Genomic DNA, 16,434 nt, shown 5'->3' with positions numbered 1-16,434 from the left:
GGCCTCATCGGTGTGGGTGCCGCACCGTAAGGTCAGCATGTGGGTGTGAACCAGGAGAAGCCCTCCGCTCCGGACGGCTTCCGCAGAGTCGTGGCGGAATTGCGTTCTGCTTCCTGGCGTCCTGAACTGCAGATCGAGGAGATCCCGGCGCCGCAACGGATCGCACCGTTCGCAGCCGCCCTGACCGCCGACGTGGTAGCCGGCGACGAGGAGATCGGCAGCGGCCGGTTGGTGCTGTTGCACGATCCGGCCGGCAACGCAGCCTGGGGCGGCACTTTCCGGCTGGTCACCTTCGCCCGTGCCGAGGTGGACCCGGAGATGGTGACCGACCCGTTGTTGCGCAGTGTCGGCTGGAGTTGGCTGATCGAGGCGCTGACCAACCACGGCGCCGCTTTCCACTCGCCCAGCGGGACGGTCACGTCGGTCTCCAGCGAGTCGTTCGGAGGCATGGCCGAGGAGCCGCCGCGTGCCGAGGTCGAGATCCGGGCGTCCTGGACGCCTGAGGTCGAGGATCTGGAGCCTTTGACACCACATCTGCAGGCCTGGGGTGAGATGTTGTGCACCACGGCAGGCCAGCCGCCGCTGCCCGAGGGTGTGGTCCCCATCCCGTCGCGCCGGACACCTCAGGGGCGAAACGGTCGCTTACGGTGACGTCCCCGACGACTCCCGACCGGCTCGATCCGGATGAACCGGATGCGGCGGGCGAGGATGACGTCCGACTGCTCACTGAGCCGGCGGACGGACTGGGCGATGTCGTCGCCGATCAGGCTCACTATCGGGATGCGGTCGCGGCGCTCGGCTCCGGGACCGGACCGGTCGCCATCGATGCTGAGCGCGCCCACGGATTCCGGTACAGCAATCGCGCCTATCTGATCCAACTCCGCCGACAGGGCTCCGGGACGGTGCTGATCGATCCGGTCGCGCTGGCGCCTGCCGGCCGGCCGGCCGATCTCGGGGACCTGGATCGGCTGATCATCGGCGCGGAGTGGATCATTCATGCCGCGCACCAGGATCTGCCGTGCCTGGTCGAGATCGGGCTGGTGCCGTCGCGGATCTTCGACACCGAGCTGGCCGGTCGGCTGCTCGGCTATCCGCGGGTCAACCTCGGCACCTTGATCGAGGAGTTCTTCGGCGTCCGACTGCTCAAGGAGCATTCGGCGGCCGACTGGTCCAAGCGGCCGCTGCCAACCGACTGGCTCAACTACGCCGCGCTCGACGTCGAACTGCTGATCGAGCTGCGCGAGGCGATGGCCGTACGCCTGGACGAGGCGGGCAAGACCGAGTGGGCCCGCCAGGAGTTCGAGTATCTGGCCGTGCATTCGACCGATCCCGCCGAACCCCGGCCCGACCCGTGGCGGCGAACCTCGGGGATCCATCGGATCCGCAGCCGCCGCGGTCTGGCGGTTGTCGCCGAGCTGTGGCTGGCCCGCGACGAGATCGCCCGGCGGACCGACCGCACTCCCGGGAAGATCCTGCCCGACCTGGCGATCGCCGAGATCGCCGCCCTGCGGAATCCGACCCCGCAGGCGGTCCGGGACTTGCCCACCTTCCGTCGTCGCTCGACCCGACGGTACGAGACCAACTGGATCGCGGCGATCGAGCGTGCCCAATCGCTGCCGGAGTCCCAGCTGCCGCCGCTGCACAGGCATTCCGACGGGCCACCCCAGCAGGCCAGGCTCTGGGCCGGCCGTGATCCGGTCGCCGCCACCCGGCTGGCCGCGGTTCGCGAGGCGCTGACCGCCCGGTCCGCCGAGTTGACGCTTCCGGTGGAGAATCTGCTCACCCCCGACTACGTCCGCCGTCTGGCCTGGCGTCCGCCGGAGCCGCTGGACGAGTCGTCGGTCGACAGCTTCCTGGCCGGTCTCGGTGCCCGGGCGTGGCAGCGCGAGATCGTCGTACCGCTGTTGACTCCCCTGCTCGACCAGCCGGCCGGTCAATAGCGGCCGCGGGCTCAGCCAAGAGACCCGTAGAATCGGGATCGGGCCAACCCCGGTATTCCGGCCCGGACGTCCCACGAACGGAGAGTGCGTTGCCTGACGGCGCCCGCGAATTGAGCCATCGATCAGCGAGCGACATGACCGACGCACACATCCCACGGAGCCCCGAAGAGGGCCGCAGCCTCGACCGGGTCCAGCGCGTGCTCGCATCAGTGATCATCACCATCGTGCTCGGCATCCACTCCGCCGCCGTCGGGCTGTACGCCGTCTTCAACCGCACGACTATCGCTCGCTCCGACGCGATCGGGCTCTGCACACTGACCGGCGTCATCGGCCTGATCAGCACGGCAATAATTCTGAAGGTCAACCGACGCCGTCTCTCCAATCCCCTCGTCCTTCTCGGCCTGGTGCCAATGGCGATCTGCTCCTACCTGACCTTCCACTGAGCGCCGACGGGCAAGATCCCGGTCACCGCCTGTGGTTCAAAGCTGCGAGCAGTAGGGAATCCGCTTGGCGGTCTTGACGTACTTGGCGGCGACCCAGCCGTTCGACTCCTGGTACCAGGTGTGGTTGCCGTCCACCTTCTGGCTGGCGACCTTGCACCACAATTGGGCTTGCTTGCCCTTGGCGATGTGGCCGATCACCCGATCATGGGTCGAAGGCGCCTGGCGCAGGTTGACGCTGGCGGTGGTCTTGGCGTGCCGGTCAGCAGGAACGCTGGCGGCGGTGCACGCGATGGGAGCGTTGCCGATGTTCTTCACGTAGCGGGCCGCTACCCAACTGTCTTTGCCGACGATCTTGTACCAGGTCGCGTTGCCGCCGACGCTGGTGCCGAACAGGTTGCAGTCCAGCTTGATCGTCTGGCCGTTACGGTATCCCTTGCCCGCGATCGGCGCGTGCGTGCTGGGGGCGGATCGCTCGGCCAGCGTGGTCCTGGCGGTCACCCGGCCTTTGGCTGTCGTACCGCCATCGGCCGCCGCATGGGTCGCGGGCAGGACGGCAGTGAGTCCGGCGGCGGATACGACGCTGAGCGTCACCGCGGCGATCTTGCCGGCGGTGCGATTGATCTTGGTAGCCATGGACTTCTCCTCGCTTGTGATACGAAACGGCGATCAGAGATCTGGCCGCCGTGGCCGGCAGCGCGCATCGTGCGCTGTCGTATAGGGAGATGCCGCTACTGAGTCGATGGTTTGGTCACGATCGGGACACGGCACCGCGACCTCGGTGATCAGTCCGCCGGGAACCGCCCGATGGTGCGGACGAGGGCGGTCAGCGCAACCGGCGCGCTGTCGTGGAGCTGATCTTGGTCAACTGTTGATCTGTCCCGTCGTAGGTCTCCAGCTCAAGGACCCCGAACCGTCGCCGGTCGAGGAACACGGCAATGCTGCCGGACTGCTTGCCGTCGCCGTCGTGGGTGATGAAGACGGTCAGTCGCGTGCTGCCGGTTGTCGTCGTGATCGGCTTGGTGTAGTACCAGTGCGTTGCCGGCTCGACAACGCAGCCGGACAGCACCCGCACTGCTGCGTCTGCGGCTCGCGTGGCCTGCGCCGACGTAGTCGACTGGCCGATCACCTCATAGCCCATCAGGTCGCTTCCGCGGTCGTGACCGTTGCCGTCAGCCAGCCACCTGGCGTAGATCAGGTCAGCGGTCCGGGCGTGCACGCTGACCGACTCGTCCTCACCACCGCAGCCGGCCAGGATCGAGCCGCCCTCACCGGTTCCGGTCGTGCGCTTGTAGGACGAGTAGAAGCCCGCCTGGAAGAGATCTTGATTGCGCAGCAGCAGTGAGGTCCCGAGTTTTCCGGTCTGTGGTGCCGGGGACGACGAGGGCGGCGGGGTCGTGGCCGCCGTCCGGACTGGGGTCGGCGAGGCGGACGGGGCCGAGGATTGCTGCGGACCCTGCGAGGACGTTGTGGCCTGGGCACTCGGGGTTCCCCCGATCGCGGTCAGCCCGGGCGGATGCGGACCGAAGTAGTGCGGCAGCACGATCCCGCCGGCCACCAGGCCGAGGGCTACCGCCGCGCCGACTGCGGCGGCCGCAGATCGTGTCCTCAATGGCCGCTCCTCGACGGACGGTGCTCAGCTGGGGTGATGCCGCCGGCTCCGGAAAAGTTTGGTCCGCACCAGAGTTCGTTGCTCATCTGTGATCGCGCTGAATGACCAGTCGCATCCGTTCCCGCATGAATGCCCGGGCCTGATGGATCCGGTGCTTGACGGTTCCCAATGGTGCTCCCGTGAGTTCGGCGATCTCGTCGTAGGTCAACTCGTCGAGATCCCGGAGCACGAAGGACTCGACCAGCGCCGGGTGCTGTTCCTGGAGTTCGTCGAGTGACTCCAGCAGATCCAGGCGGGTGCCGGCGATCACACTCGTGGTGCGCGGATCCGCGGGCTCGTGATCGGGCGCTGACGCCTCACGGTCGGCGCGCCTGCGGAGCGATCGATAGGTCGCTCGTGCGCTGTTGGACGTGGTCGCCGCGACCCAGCCGAGGAACGTCCCTCGGCCGTCGAAGGTGTTGATCTTGGAACTGATCGACAACAGGGCATCCTGCGCCGCCTCTTCGGCATCCATCGGACACGGCAGGAACTTCGCGCACCGACGCAACACCTGGGGACGGATCCGAACCAGCAGTTCGTCCATCGCTCCGGCATTGCCGGACCGGGCCGCCCGGACCAGCGCGTCCAGTTCATCGTTCGGCATGACCACCCCTGATGTGCAGTTTGAGATCACGGACCTGAATAGCAGGTTCGAACCGCAGTTGGTGAATTCCCGGTGGGAACTGGGTCCTAACATCATCCGGTGCCCGGTTCGACGAGTGACCCGATATCACGCAGAATGAGCCTGCCATGGGGACCGTTCGATGACAGCACGCCAGCAACCCGAGCGCGAACTCGGTCGCTATCGCCTGGACCATGTTCTCGGCTCGGGCGCGTTCGCAACGGTGTGGAAGGGATACGACCCGGAACTCGACACCGGTGTCGCGATCAAGATCCTGGCGGAGAACTGGTCCGTCAATGCTGATGTCCGCGAACGGTTCCTGACCGAAGCCCGGCTGCTCCGGCGGATCGAGAGCCCACAAGTGGTCCGAGTACATGATGTCGGTGTCGCCGAAGATCGGCCGTTCTTCGTGATGGACTACATCCCCGGTGGAACGCTGGCGGACTTGATCGGTCAACTGGAGCCGCGGGACGCTTTGCGGTTGGCTGCTCAGGCGGCGTACGCAGTACAGGTGCTGCATGTCGAAGGGATCGTGCACCGCGACATCAAGCCGACCAATCTGCTGGTGGACGACTCCGACGGCGGCTCCAGGGTGCTGGTCGCAGACCTGGGCAGCGCCAAGATGCTCGCCGACGCCAGCGGGCTCACGGTAACCACCGGAACGCCCGCCTACATGGCGCCGGAGCAGGCCGATCAGCGCGGCGGCTTCGACGCACGAGCCGACGTCTATGCGCTCGGAGTGATGGCCTACGAACTGGCCAGCGGGCGTCGTCCGTTCGACGACGTCAGCGCGGCCGCGGTGATGACGCGCTCCGCGCAGGTCCGCGCGGAGCCGATCGCCCGTGGTCTGGGTCTGGATCCGGAGCTGGACGCGCTGTTGACTGCCGCGTTGAGCCGCGATCCCGGTCAGCGTCCTACCACCGCTGCTGACCTGGGTGATCGACTGACGGCACTGTCTGCCGCACCCGACCGGACTCCGAGCGGTCGACTACGGTCGCACAACTGGCCGGTTCCACTGGTGGTGGTTGCGGCAGTGCTGGCCTTCGCATTGGCGGCCGCAGCCGCCTGGCTGCTTCGCTGACTGCTGCGACTGCACTGACTGCTGCGGCGGGTGCCGCAGCTCAACGACTACGGCGGCGCCAGTGGGGTCGACGCGACCCCTCGCCCCCATGGTTACTCGTGAGTAATATGGGGCCCATGCCCAGAGCCTCCCGCGAGGTCGTCTTCGTCGACGGCGTTCGCACCCCATTCGGCAAGGCCGGGTCGATGTACGCCGAGACGCGTGCCGACGACCTGGTGATCAACTGCATCCGCGACCTGATGCGCCGACACCCTGAACTGCCGCCGGACAAAGTGGACGAGGTGGCGATCGCGGCCACCACCCAGATCGGTGATCAAGGTCTGACCATCGGCCGCAGTGCGGCTCTGTTGTCCGGCCTGCCCAAGTCGGTCCCCGGTTTCGCGATCGACCGGATGTGCGCCGGCGCCATGACTGCCGTGACGACCACCGCCTCCGGTATCGCCTTCGGCGCCTACGACGTCGTGATCGCCGGCGGTGTCGAGCACATGGGCCGGCATCCGATGGGCGAGGGCATCGACCCCAACCCGCGGATCGTTGCCGAGAAGCTGGTCGACGAGTCCGCGCTGGTGATGGGCTCCACCGCCGAGAACGTCCATGATCGTTATCCGGAGATCACCCGGGAGCGCGCCGACGCGTACGCGGTGCTCAGCCAACAGCGGGTCGCCCGGGCCTACGAAGCCGGAATCATCCAGGAGGCGCTGGTCCCGACAGCCCTGCGCAGCAAGGAACTCGGCTGGGGCCTTGCCACCAAGGATGAGCCGCCGCGCCCCGGCACCACCATGGAGGCGCTGGCCGGGCTGCGTACCCCGTTCCGGCCGCACGGCCGGGTCACCGCCGGCAATGCGGCCGGTCTCAACGACGGCGCGACCGCCGCCCTGCTCGCCGCCGAGGACACCGCCGCGGAGCTCGGCCTGCCGTCGGCGATGCGACTGGTCTCCTTCGCTTTCGCCGGTGTCGATCCAGAGGTGATGGGCGTCGGCCCGATCCCCTCGACCGAGAAGGCACTGCAGCGCGCCGGACTGGGCTTCGATGATCTTGGTGCGATCGAGATCAACGAAGCTTTCGCGGTCCAGGTGCTCGCCTTCTGTGATCACTTCAAGGTCGACGACGACGATCCGAAGCTCAACCCGTACGGCGGTGCCATCGCCCTGGGCCACCCGCTGGCCAGCTCCGGCGTCCGACTGATGATCCATCTCGCCCGCACCTTCCGCGACAACCCGCAGATCCGCTACGGCCTGACCACGATGTGCGTCGGACTGGGCATGGGCGGTTCAGTGATCTGGGAGAACCCGTACTACGACTCCGAGGCCGAGGGAGCAGCACTGTGACCAAGGATCTGCAGACCATGATCGACGAGGCCGCCGCGCTCGCGGACGAATCCGTCGTCACCCAGGCATTGAGCCGTGACGTCGAACTACCGCACGGCGCCGGCACCGCGGTGTTGATCACGCTGGACAATGGCCAGGACCACACCCGGCCCAACACCTTCGGGCCGGCCAGCCTCGGCAATCTCAACCAGGCCATCGATGCCGCTCTGGCCCGCACGGCGCCTGATCAGGGTGGCGTCGCCGCGATCGCGATCACCGGTAAGCCGTTCATCCTGGCAGCCGGTGCCGATCTCGCCGGCGTCTCCAAGATCACCGAGCCCGAGCAGGCCGAGTCGATCGCCCGGATCGGCCACGGCGTCTTCGGCAAGCTGGGCACGGCGAAGATCCCGACCTTCACCTTCTACAACGGACTCGCCCTCGGCGGCGGACTCGAGGTCGGCCTCAACTCCCAGTACCGTACGGTCTCCCGCTCGGCAGCCGGGCTGGCGCTGCCCGAGGTGTTCCTCGGCCTGGTGCCCGGCTGGGGCGGCGCCTACCTGCTGCCCAACCTGATCGGTGCCGACAGAGCGATCACGGTGATCATCGAGAATCCGCTGAACAACAACCGGATGCTCACCGGGCCGCAGGCGTACGAGCTCGGTCTTGCGGACGCGATCTTCGACGGCGCCGACTTCTTGGAGCGGTCGCTGGACTGGGCCGGCCAGGTGGTCGCGGGCAAGATCACCATTGACCGCCCGGAGCCCGATCGCGGACAGGCGTGGGACGACGCGGTCGCCCGCGGCAAGGCGATCGCCGACGCCAAGGTCTCGGGAGCTGCACCGGCGCCGTACAGGGCATTGGATCTGGTCGCCGCGGCCAAGGTGCCGGACCGGGATGCGGCGTTCGAACGGGAGAACGCGGCGCTGACCGAGCTGATCCTGTCCGACGAGCTGCGCGCCGGCCTGTATTCCTTCGACCTGGTGCAGAAGCGGGCCCGCAAGCCCGCCGGCGCACCGGACTCCTGGCTGGCCCGTACTGTGACCAAGGTCGGCGTCGTCGGCGCCGGGTTGATGGCGTCCCAGCTGGCGTTGCTCTTCATCCGGCGGCTCCAAGTGCCGGTGGTGATCAGCGATGTCGACCAGGAGCGGGTGGACCGCGGTATGGCCGGCGTGCACGGCGAGATCGAGCGGTTGTTGTCCCGCGGCCGGATCAACGCCGACACCGCCAACCACTTCAAGGCGCTGATCACCGGCACCACCGACTACAGCGCCTACGCCGACTGCGAATTCGTGATCGAGGCTGTCTTCGAGGAGCTGTCGGTCAAGAAGCAGGTCTTCGCCCAGCTGGAGAAGCACGTCGCGGCCGAGACAGTGCTGGCGACCAACACCTCGTCGCTGTCGGTGTCCGAGATGGCCGCCGATCTTGATCATCCCGAACGCGTGGTCGGCTTCCACTTCTTCAACCCGGTCGCCGTCCTGCCGCTGCTGGAGGTGGCCCGCGGCGAGAAGACCGACGACCCGACGGTCGCCACCGCGCTCGCGGTGGCCAAGAAGCTGCGGAAGAACGCGGTGATCGTGTCCGACGCGCCGGCGTTCGTCGTCAACCGGCTGCTGACCCGGCTGATGGGCGAGGTGATCGCCTCGATCGACGAGGGCACGCCGATCGAGGTCGCCGATCGGGCGCTGCAACCGCTAGGCCTGCCGATGACGCCGATGGTGCTGACCCAGCTCGTCGGTCCCGCGATCGCATTGCACGTTGCGGAAACGCTCAACGCCAAACTCGGTGATCGGTTCACCGTCTCGGACAATCTCAAAGCGCTCGTCGCGTCCAAGCGTCCGGGCGTCTATGACTGGGATACCGAGGGCAAGCCGTACGTCCCCGACGACGTGAAGTCGCTCTTCACGGTCGGCGACAAACCGAGCACCGCCGAGCAGATCCTCGAACGCGCCACCTCCGCGCTGGCGGAGGAGATCGGGCTGATGCTGGACGAGAAGGTGGTCCAGGCGCCGATGGACATCGACCTGTGCCTGATCCTGGGTGCCGGCTGGCCGTTCCACGACGGCGGCATCACACCGTACCTGGACCGCACCGGCGTCTCGGAGAAGGTGATCGGACGCCGCTTCCTGCCGGCGGGTGTGGCCAGCGTCGCCCGCTGACCACACCCCCGGCAGAGGTGATCGGGATCGTGATCAACTCTGGTCGGCCGGGGCGGTCGGTGCGTTGCCGTGTTGGTCCGCCCCGGTCGCCAGCCGGGAGTGCGTCCGGCTGTAGCCGAAGTAGATCACGAAGCCGATGACCATCCAGACCAGGAACCGCAGCCAGGTCTCGATGGACAGGTTGATCGTCAGGTAGAAGCAGATCAGCGCCGCGATGATCGGGATCACCGGAACGCCCGGCACCCGGAAGGCACGCGGCAGGTCCGGGCGAGTACGCCGCAACACGATGACGCCGATCGACACCAGGATGAAGGCGGTCAAGGTGCCGATGTTGACCATGTCGGCCAACCAGTCCTCCGGGATGAATCCGGCGATCAGGACGCCCAGCACGCCGATGATCGCAATCACCCGGTACGGCGTCTTGAAGGACGAGTGCAGGGTGCCCAGCCCGGGCGGCAGCAGATGGTCACGCGACATCGCGAACACCACCCGGGACGCGCCGGTCATCAGGGTCAGGACCACGGTCATCAGCCCCGCAACCGCGCCCGCCGAGATGATCGTCGCCATCCATCCATGACCGACGGTGGTGAACGCCTCCGCCAGCGCCGCGTCCGGATCGATCTTGTCGTAGCGGACCATCCCGGTGATCACCAGGCAGACCGCGCAGTAGAGCACGGTGCAGATGATCAAGGACGCGATGATGCCGATCGGCAGATCCCGCTGCGGGTTCTTGGCCTCCTCGGCGGTGGTGGCGACCACGTCGAATCCGATGTAGGCGAAGAAGACCAGCGCCGCGCCGGAGAAGATGCCGAATACTCCGAAGGCCGTCGGCTGCATCCCGAGGACCGCCTGCAACAGCGGCTCGGCCAGCCCACTCACCTGATCACCCGGCCGGGCCGGCGGGATGAACGGCGAGTAGTTCGCCCCGTTGATGAAGAACAGACCGGCAATGATCACGAACAGCACGATGAAGAGTTTCAGGAACACCAGGACCATGTTGACCCGCAGCGACTCCTTGATGCCGACCGTGATCAACACGCAGAGTCCGAGGACCAACAACGCCGCCAGCCAATGGAACGGACCGATCTCGGCAGAGAAGCCCTTCGCGCCGAGCTGCTGGATCAGTAACTGGGCGTATTCCGACCAGCCCTGGGCGACGGTGCCCGCACCGACCAGCAGCTCCAGCATCAGGTCCCAGCCGATGATCCAGGCGATCAGCTCACCGAGACTGGCATAGGAGAAGGTGTACGCCGAGCCGGAGACCGGCACAGTCGAGGCGAATTCGGCGTAGCAGAGCGCGGCGAAAGCGCAACACAACCCGGACAGCACGAAGCTCAACACGATGCTCGGGCCGGCCATCGTGCCCGCCGCCCGCCCGGTCAGGGTGAAGATGCCGGCACCGATCACGACGCCGATGCCGAAGACCGTCAGGTCGAGTGCGCTCAGATTCTTCTTGAGCCGGTATTCCGGCTCGTCGGTGTCCGCGAGCGATTGCTCGATGGACTTGGTCCTCAGGACGCTCACCGGTACTGCCCCTCTCGGTCGAGATGAGTAAGCCGCACTGTTCACAGTAGAGCCACAGGACTCCGACGAGCCGGAATACACCCACCGCGCGTCGCAGGCGCGTCAGTCGCCCTTGACGTTGACGATCTGCCGCAGCCGATACCGGATGTCGACCAGATCGGCCGCATCGGCCATCACCTGCTCGACGTCCTTGTACGCCGCCGGGATCTCGTCGACGAAGGCATCGGTGTCGCGATACTCGATCTCCCCCATCGCCGCCCGCAGGTCGTCGGCAGTGAACTGCCGCCGGGCCGCGGACCGGGACAGCCGCCGGCCGGCACCGTGCGGAGCCGAGCACAACGCGACCGGATTGCCCTTGCCGACCACGACGTACGACGCGGTGCCCATGCTGCCCGGGATCAGGCCCCAGACACCCTCATGAGCGTCGATCGCACCCTTCCGGGAGACCCAGACGCTCCGGCCGAAGTGCTTCTCCCGCGCGGTGTAGTTGTGGTGGCAGTTGACCACCAGTTCCCGCTCGACCGTCGCGCCGGTCCACTCCCCGACCGCAGCGACCACCCGGTCCATCATCTCGTCCCGGTTGGCCAGCGCGAATGCCTGCGCCCAGTGCAATTCGGCCAGGTAGGAGCTGAACTCCTTCGTCCCTTCGACCAGGTAGGCAAGATCAGGATCCGGCAGGTCGATCCAGTACTGCTTCATGATCTTCTGCGCTTGCTTGATGTGATGCTGGGCGATCTTGTTGCCGACACCCCGGCTGCCCGAGTGCAGGAACAGCCAGACACGATCCTCGCCGTCCACCGAGATCTCGATGAAATGGTTCCCCGATCCCAGGCTGCCCAGCTGCATCGGCCAGTTGGGTGCGTACCGATCAAGATCGAAATCTGCTGCCAGCCGCAGCGTCTCGATCCGCTCCGCCGTGTGGCCGGCATACACGTCCCGGTTGTAGAACCCGGCCGACAGCGGAATCGCGGACTCGATCATCGTCCGCACCGACTGCCGATCGGTCGGCAGATCGCCGACCTCGAACTGGGTCCGTACCGCGATCATGCCGCAACCGATGTCCACGCCAACGGCCGCCGGGATGATCGCCCGGTCGGTCGGGATGACTGAACCGACCGTCGCGCCCTTGCCCAGGTGGGCGTCGGGCATCAGCGCCAGGTGCGGGAAGATGAACGGCAGCCCGGAGGTGGTCACCGCCTGTTCGCGGGTGCTGTCCTCCAGGACGGACGCCCAATTGATCAACTTCTTCTCCAATTGCTCAGGCATTCTGACCTCCTCCGTTCGTGTGTCACGTTATGACGCAGCCCGGTTGCCGGGCCGACGATCATGATGAAGGTCGGCGACGGTCGATGCGAACGGTTTTCAGCCGGCCGGGTCGGCTCCAACTCGAGTTGTCGCGAGTTTCCCTCTCTCGCTATCGCCGCGTAGGCGCCGCATGTCGAGTTGTCGCGAGTTGCGCGCACCAATCCGGCCGTACGCGACCGCGAACTCAAGTTGTCACGAGTTACGAAATCCCAGGCAACCGAACCCGGGTTGTCGCGAGTTCCAAGGGCACCCGACGCCGTACGGAAGCCGCAACTCGAGCTGTCACGAGTTCTGGCAAGTGAGCACCGGAGCACCACAGTGACCCGCGAATCTCCGCGCGGGGGCCGAGCGGGAGCCGTCGGGTCAGGACTGGGGCCGGTCGGCCAGCACGTCCTCGGTGGTCAGCGGGCGGGCGTGCCCGACGATCTCCTCCAGGGTCTCCCTGGCGATCTCCTGGGCCGACAGACCCAGCTCCTCCAGCAGGCCGGAGCGGCTGCCGTGCTCCAGGAATCGTTGCGGCACACCGAAATTGCGCACCGGTGTCTTGATCTTGCGGTGCGAGAGCTCCTGGGCGAGCCGGGCTCCACAACCGCCGACCACGCCGTTGTCCTCGATGGTGATCACCAACTGGTGACGGGCGGCGCAATCGATCAACGCCGGGTTGACCGGCAGCGCCCAGACCGGATCGACGACTGTCGCGCCGATGCCCTGGTCGGCCAGCCGGCGGCCGACCGTCAGTGCGGTCGGCACCATCGCACCGTAACCCACGACCAGCACCTGATCATGATCACACCGGGCCAGCACGTCGATCCCGCCGATCACGTCCACCGCATCGATATCGGCCGGCACGACCTCCTTGGAGTATCTGATCACCGTCGGCGCATCGTCGATCGTCACCGCCCGGCCGAGCGCCTGACGTAGCCGGGTCGCGTCCCGGGGAGCCGCGAGCTGCAACCCTGGTACGAGTTGCAGGATCGACAGGTCCCACATGCCGTTGTGGCTGGCGCCGTCATTGCCGGTGACGCCGGCGCGGTCCAGCACGAAGGTGACGCCGAGCCGGTGCAGCGCGACATCCAGCAGCACCTGGTCGAACGCCCGGTTGAGGAAGGTCGCGTACACACCGAAGACCGGGTGCATGCCGCCCATCGCCAGCCCGGCGGCAGAGGTGACCGCGTGCTGCTCGGCGATGCCGACGTCGAAGGTCCGCTCCGGGAAGACCTCCGCGAAGCGATGCAGCCCGGTGGGATAGAGCATGGCCGCGGTGATCGCGACCAGCCGGTCGTCGAAACGCCCGAGCCGGACCAGCTCCTCGCCGAAGATCTCGGCGAACTGGCGTCCGCCCGGGCCGGACAGCGGCGCACCGGTGATCTCGTCGATCTTGCCCACAGTGTGGAACTGATCTTCGGCGTTGTTCTCGGCGGCCGGGAATCCCTTGCCCTTGTGGGTGATCACGTGCACCATGACCGGTCCGCCGAAATGTTTGGCCTGCTGCAGCGCCCGTTCGACGGCACCGACGTCGTGGCCGTCGATCGGTCCGACGTATTTCAGTCCAAGATCGGCGAACATGCCCTGCGGGGCCAGTACGTCCTTCAGCCCGGTCTTCACCCCGTGCAGCACCTCGTACGCCGCACTGCCGACGACCGGGGTCCGCGTGACGCTGCGCCGGACAAGATCAAGAACCTGTTCGTAGCGCGGGTCGGTCCGCAGCGCCGAAAGATGATCGGCGATCGCCCCCACGGTCGGCGTGTAGGAGCGGCCGTTGTCGTTGACCACGATCACGACCGGCAGGTCCGGGGACGCGGCGATGTTGTTGAGCGCCTCCCAGGCCATCCCGCCGGTCAGCGCACCGTCGCCGATCACGGCGACCACGGTGTGGTTGTCGCCGCGCAGCCGGAAGGCCTTGGCCAGGCCGTCGGCATAGGACAGTGACGCCGACGCGTGCTGGTTCTCCACCCAGTCGTGCTCGGACTCGGCACGACTCGGGTAGCCCGACAGCCCGTAGCGCTGCTTGAGCGTCGGGAACAGCTCCCGGCGACCAGTCAGGATCTTGTGGACGTAGGACTGGTGCCCGGTGTCGAAGATGATCGGGTCGCGCGGGGACTCGAAGACCCGGTGCAGGGCGAGCGTCAGCTCGACGACGCCGAGATTCGGGCCGAGGTGACCGCCGGTCTGGCTCACGTGGTGGATCAGGAAGGCCCTGATCTCTTGCGCCAGCTGGTCCAACTGGTCGGTGGAGAGGGACCGCAGATCACGCGGCTCGTTGATCTTCTCCAACAGCGACATATCCCTGAGTGTACGTGGCCGGGGCCCGCTCAAACAGTTCGGCCGGGCCGCCGAGCGGCGTGATTCCGGCCTCGGCGACCGCCTGCCCCGTCGGCCGTCGGGCCTGTGCTGTCGGGTCGGTGTCAGAACGCGCGGGCGTACTGCTCGGGCACCGTCACATCGACGCCCAACTCGCGGGCGGCGTGCAGCGGCCAGTACGGATCGCGCAGCAACTCCCGCGCCAGCAGCACCACATCCGCGTCACCGTCGGCGACGATCTTCTCCGCCTGGACGGGCTCGGTGATCAGCCCGACCGCACCACTGGCGATACCGGCCTCGTCGCGGATCCGGCGCGCGAAGGGCACCTGGTAAGCGGGGCCGAGGGCGATCTTCGCACCCGCGACGTTGCCACCGGTCGAGGTGTCGATCAGGTCGACCCCGTGCTCCTTGAGCCGCCGGGCAAGCTCGACCGTGTCGTCGACGGTCCAGCTCGGTCGCTCGTCGCCGGCCTCGGCGAGCCAGTCGGTCGCAGACACCCGGAACAGCACCGGCAACTCCTCGGGCCACACCGAGCGCACCGCGTCGGTCACCTCGAGCGCGAAGCGGATCCGGTTCTCGAAGCTGCCGCCGTAGCCGTCGATCCGATGGTTGCTGATCGGCGAGAGGAACTGATGTGTCAGATAGCCATGCGCGCCGTGCACCTCGGCGACTTTGAAACCCGCGGCCAGGGCGCGCTCGGCGGCGGCGCGGAATTCCTCGACGATGCCGGCGATCTCGTCGGCGGTGAGCTCGTGCGGCGTCGCCAGATCCTCGGAGAAGGCGATCGGGCTCGGTCCGACCGGTTCCCAGCCGCCGTCCCGGGATGTGACCAGCCCGCCGCTGTTCCAGGGCGGCGCCGTCGAGGCCTTGCGGCCGGCGTGTGCCAACTGGATACCGGGCACTGCGCCCTGGGAGGCGATGAAGGCGGTGATCCGGGAGAAGGCTTCGACCTGCCGGTCGTTCCAGATGCCCAGGTCCTGCGGGCTGATCCGACCCACCGGGCTGACTGCGGTCGCCTCCGTGATCACCAGGCCGGCACCACCGGTCGCGCGGGAGGCCAGGTGGGCGAAGTGCCAATCGTTCGGCACCCCCGCCTCGGGTCCGTCGGGCTCGGCACTGTACTGGCACATCGGCGCCACCCAGATCCGGTTGCGGAAGGTCAGCGTACGCAGGGTGTATGGCTCGAAAAGCAGTGTCACCCCGGCGACAACCGAGCCGGCGCGCGGGCTATTCCGCCCGGCCAGCTCCATGGACAAGCGCCTCGCCGAGCCGGGGAGCGAATCGCTCGCCGGCGAGGGCTCGGCTGAGCAGGTCGACCGAACGCTCGACCCGGGCCAGCCGGGCGATCTCCGACTGCCAGGCGTCGAGGGCCTCGTCGATCACCCGATGCTCCACCCGCTGCTCGAGATCGGAACGGACCGTCGACACGCCATCGGCCGCGGCGCGGCGCTGGCCCCGCACGCTGTGCCGGGCAAAGACAGCAAGCACCATCGGATGGCGCCGCAGGACCGGATAGCTGCGGAAGTCGGCGGGGCAGCAGTCCAGCAGGTACGCCACTGCCTGCGCGTCCCAGTCCACGGCACCGGGCGGCCGTACGACCTCAGGCCAGCCGGGCGGCGCATACCCATCCATCGCACCCTCCTCGATAGAACATGTGTTCGATTCTAGAGGTGCCGAGTCACGCCAGGCAAGACCCCCTTGCGCTCAACCGAGGTTGAAGTTGCAGGATGGGTATCAGATCTGAAGACCGTACGAGAACGCCTGTGAAAGGAACTCAACGATGGCCGTCTATGAGCTGCCCGATCTGCCCTACGACTACGCAGCCCTCGAGCCCCACATCTCGGGCAAGATCATGGAACTCCACCACGACAAGCACCACGCCACCTACGTCGCCGGCATCAACACCGCCCTGGACCAACTCGCCGAAGCCCGCGACAAAAACAGCCTCGGCACCGTCGCCGGCCTCGAGAAGAACCTCGCCTTCAACCTCGGCGGCCACATCAACCACTCCGTCTTCTGGCCCAACCTCTCCCCCGACGGCGGCGACAAACCCACCGGCGACCTCGCCGCCGCCATCGACGAATACTTCGGCTCCTTCGACGGCTTC

At 67.3% G+C, this 16,434-nt stretch carries 15 protein-coding genes; 7 read left to right on the top strand and 8 right to left on the bottom strand.

The window, feature by feature from the left end; genetic code table 11:
- Window positions 1-45 precede the first annotated feature (45 nt).
- The 3 genes from IEY07_RS03765 to IEY07_RS03755 all read left to right on the top strand — a co-directional run bounded on the left by IEY07_RS03765 (window position 46) and on the right by IEY07_RS03755 (window position 2,383).
- Window positions 46-651: a DUF3000 domain-containing protein gene (locus IEY07_RS03765; protein ID WP_229669684.1), complete on the top strand. Its 606-nt coding sequence runs from the start codon at window positions 46-48 to the stop codon at window positions 649-651.
- Window positions 648-1,940, top strand: a complete 1,293-nt coding sequence (locus IEY07_RS03760) for an HRDC domain-containing protein (protein WP_188893867.1) — start codon at window positions 648-650, stop codon at window positions 1,938-1,940. Before IEY07_RS03765 ends, IEY07_RS03760 begins: the two co-directional genes overlap by 4 nt.
- Window positions 1,941-2,074: 134 nt before the next feature.
- Window positions 2,075-2,383, top strand: a complete 309-nt coding sequence (locus IEY07_RS03755) for a hypothetical protein (RefSeq protein WP_188893866.1) — start codon at window positions 2,075-2,077, stop codon at window positions 2,381-2,383.
- A 36-nt stretch (window positions 2,384-2,419) separates the two neighbouring features.
- On the opposite strand, the gene IEY07_RS03750 is transcribed toward IEY07_RS03755, so the two are convergent.
- From IEY07_RS03750 to IEY07_RS03740, 3 genes are all read right to left on the bottom strand, one after another.
- Window positions 2,420-3,016, bottom strand: coding sequence for an SH3 domain-containing protein (locus tag IEY07_RS03750; protein ID WP_188893865.1), 597 nt, complete (start codon window positions 3,014-3,016; stop codon window positions 2,420-2,422).
- A 190-nt stretch (window positions 3,017-3,206) separates the two neighbouring features.
- The gene (locus IEY07_RS03745) at window positions 3,207-3,992 is read right to left on the bottom strand and encodes a hypothetical protein (RefSeq protein WP_188893864.1); all 786 of its coding nucleotides are present in this window, start codon (window positions 3,990-3,992) and stop codon (window positions 3,207-3,209) included.
- Between the two features lie 82 nt (window positions 3,993-4,074).
- Window positions 4,075-4,635, bottom strand: coding sequence for an RNA polymerase sigma factor (locus IEY07_RS03740; protein WP_188893863.1), 561 nt, complete (start codon window positions 4,633-4,635; stop codon window positions 4,075-4,077).
- 160 nt (window positions 4,636-4,795) lie between these two features.
- Here IEY07_RS03740 and IEY07_RS03735 point away from each other — a divergent pair, with 160 nt between their 5' ends.
- The 3 genes from IEY07_RS03735 (at window position 4,796) to IEY07_RS03725 (ending at window position 9,197) form a co-directional block, all read left to right on the top strand.
- Entirely contained in the window at window positions 4,796-5,734 is a 939-nt protein-coding gene (locus IEY07_RS03735) for a serine/threonine-protein kinase (RefSeq protein ID WP_188893862.1), read from the top strand.
- A gap of 116 nt (window positions 5,735-5,850) precedes the next feature.
- Window positions 5,851-7,062, top strand: coding sequence for a thiolase family protein (locus IEY07_RS03730; RefSeq protein WP_188893861.1), 1,212 nt, complete (start codon window positions 5,851-5,853; stop codon window positions 7,060-7,062).
- The gene (locus IEY07_RS03725) at window positions 7,059-9,197 is read left to right on the top strand and encodes a 3-hydroxyacyl-CoA dehydrogenase NAD-binding domain-containing protein (RefSeq protein WP_229669683.1); all 2,139 of its coding nucleotides are present in this window, start codon (window positions 7,059-7,061) and stop codon (window positions 9,195-9,197) included. The genes IEY07_RS03730 and IEY07_RS03725 overlap by 4 nt, the downstream gene beginning before the upstream one ends.
- Before the next feature lie 33 nt (window positions 9,198-9,230).
- Here IEY07_RS03725 and IEY07_RS03720 read toward each other — a convergent pair whose 3' ends face one another.
- The 5 genes from IEY07_RS03720 to IEY07_RS03700 form a co-directional block, all read right to left on the bottom strand.
- Window positions 9,231-10,721: an amino acid permease gene (locus IEY07_RS03720; protein ID WP_188893860.1), complete on the bottom strand. Its 1,491-nt coding sequence runs from the start codon at window positions 10,719-10,721 to the stop codon at window positions 9,231-9,233.
- A 102-nt stretch (window positions 10,722-10,823) separates the two neighbouring features.
- Complete coding sequence (locus IEY07_RS03715; protein ID WP_188893859.1) at window positions 10,824-11,987, bottom strand: RtcB family protein; 1,164 nt, start codon at window positions 11,985-11,987, stop codon at window positions 10,824-10,826.
- A 402-nt stretch (window positions 11,988-12,389) separates the two neighbouring features.
- Complete coding sequence (gene dxs / locus IEY07_RS03710) at window positions 12,390-14,309, bottom strand: 1-deoxy-D-xylulose-5-phosphate synthase (RefSeq protein WP_188893858.1); 1,920 nt, start codon at window positions 14,307-14,309, stop codon at window positions 12,390-12,392.
- A gap of 122 nt (window positions 14,310-14,431) precedes the next feature.
- Window positions 14,432-15,577 carry an NADH:flavin oxidoreductase/NADH oxidase gene (locus IEY07_RS03705; RefSeq protein WP_373288800.1) on the bottom strand — a complete coding sequence of 382 codons (1,146 nt, stop codon included), beginning with the start codon at window positions 15,575-15,577 and terminating at the stop codon, window positions 14,432-14,434.
- Window positions 15,555-15,959, bottom strand: coding sequence for a hypothetical protein (locus tag IEY07_RS03700; protein WP_188893856.1), 405 nt, complete (start codon window positions 15,957-15,959; stop codon window positions 15,555-15,557). Before IEY07_RS03700 ends, IEY07_RS03705 begins: the two co-directional genes overlap by 23 nt.
- Before the next feature lie 148 nt (window positions 15,960-16,107).
- Between IEY07_RS03700 and IEY07_RS03695 the strand changes: the two genes are divergently transcribed.
- Window positions 16,108-16,434, top strand: a 327-nt coding sequence (locus IEY07_RS03695; RefSeq protein ID WP_188893855.1) for a superoxide dismutase, incomplete at its 3' end; no start/stop codon positions are given.

It is taken from the genome of Microlunatus endophyticus, assembly GCF_014646195.1.
GTDB lineage: Bacteria > Actinomycetota > Actinomycetes > Propionibacteriales > Propionibacteriaceae > Microlunatus > Microlunatus endophyticus.
The sequence above is the reverse complement of the archived record's forward strand: the minus strand, read 5'-3'. Positions and strand labels throughout refer to the sequence as shown.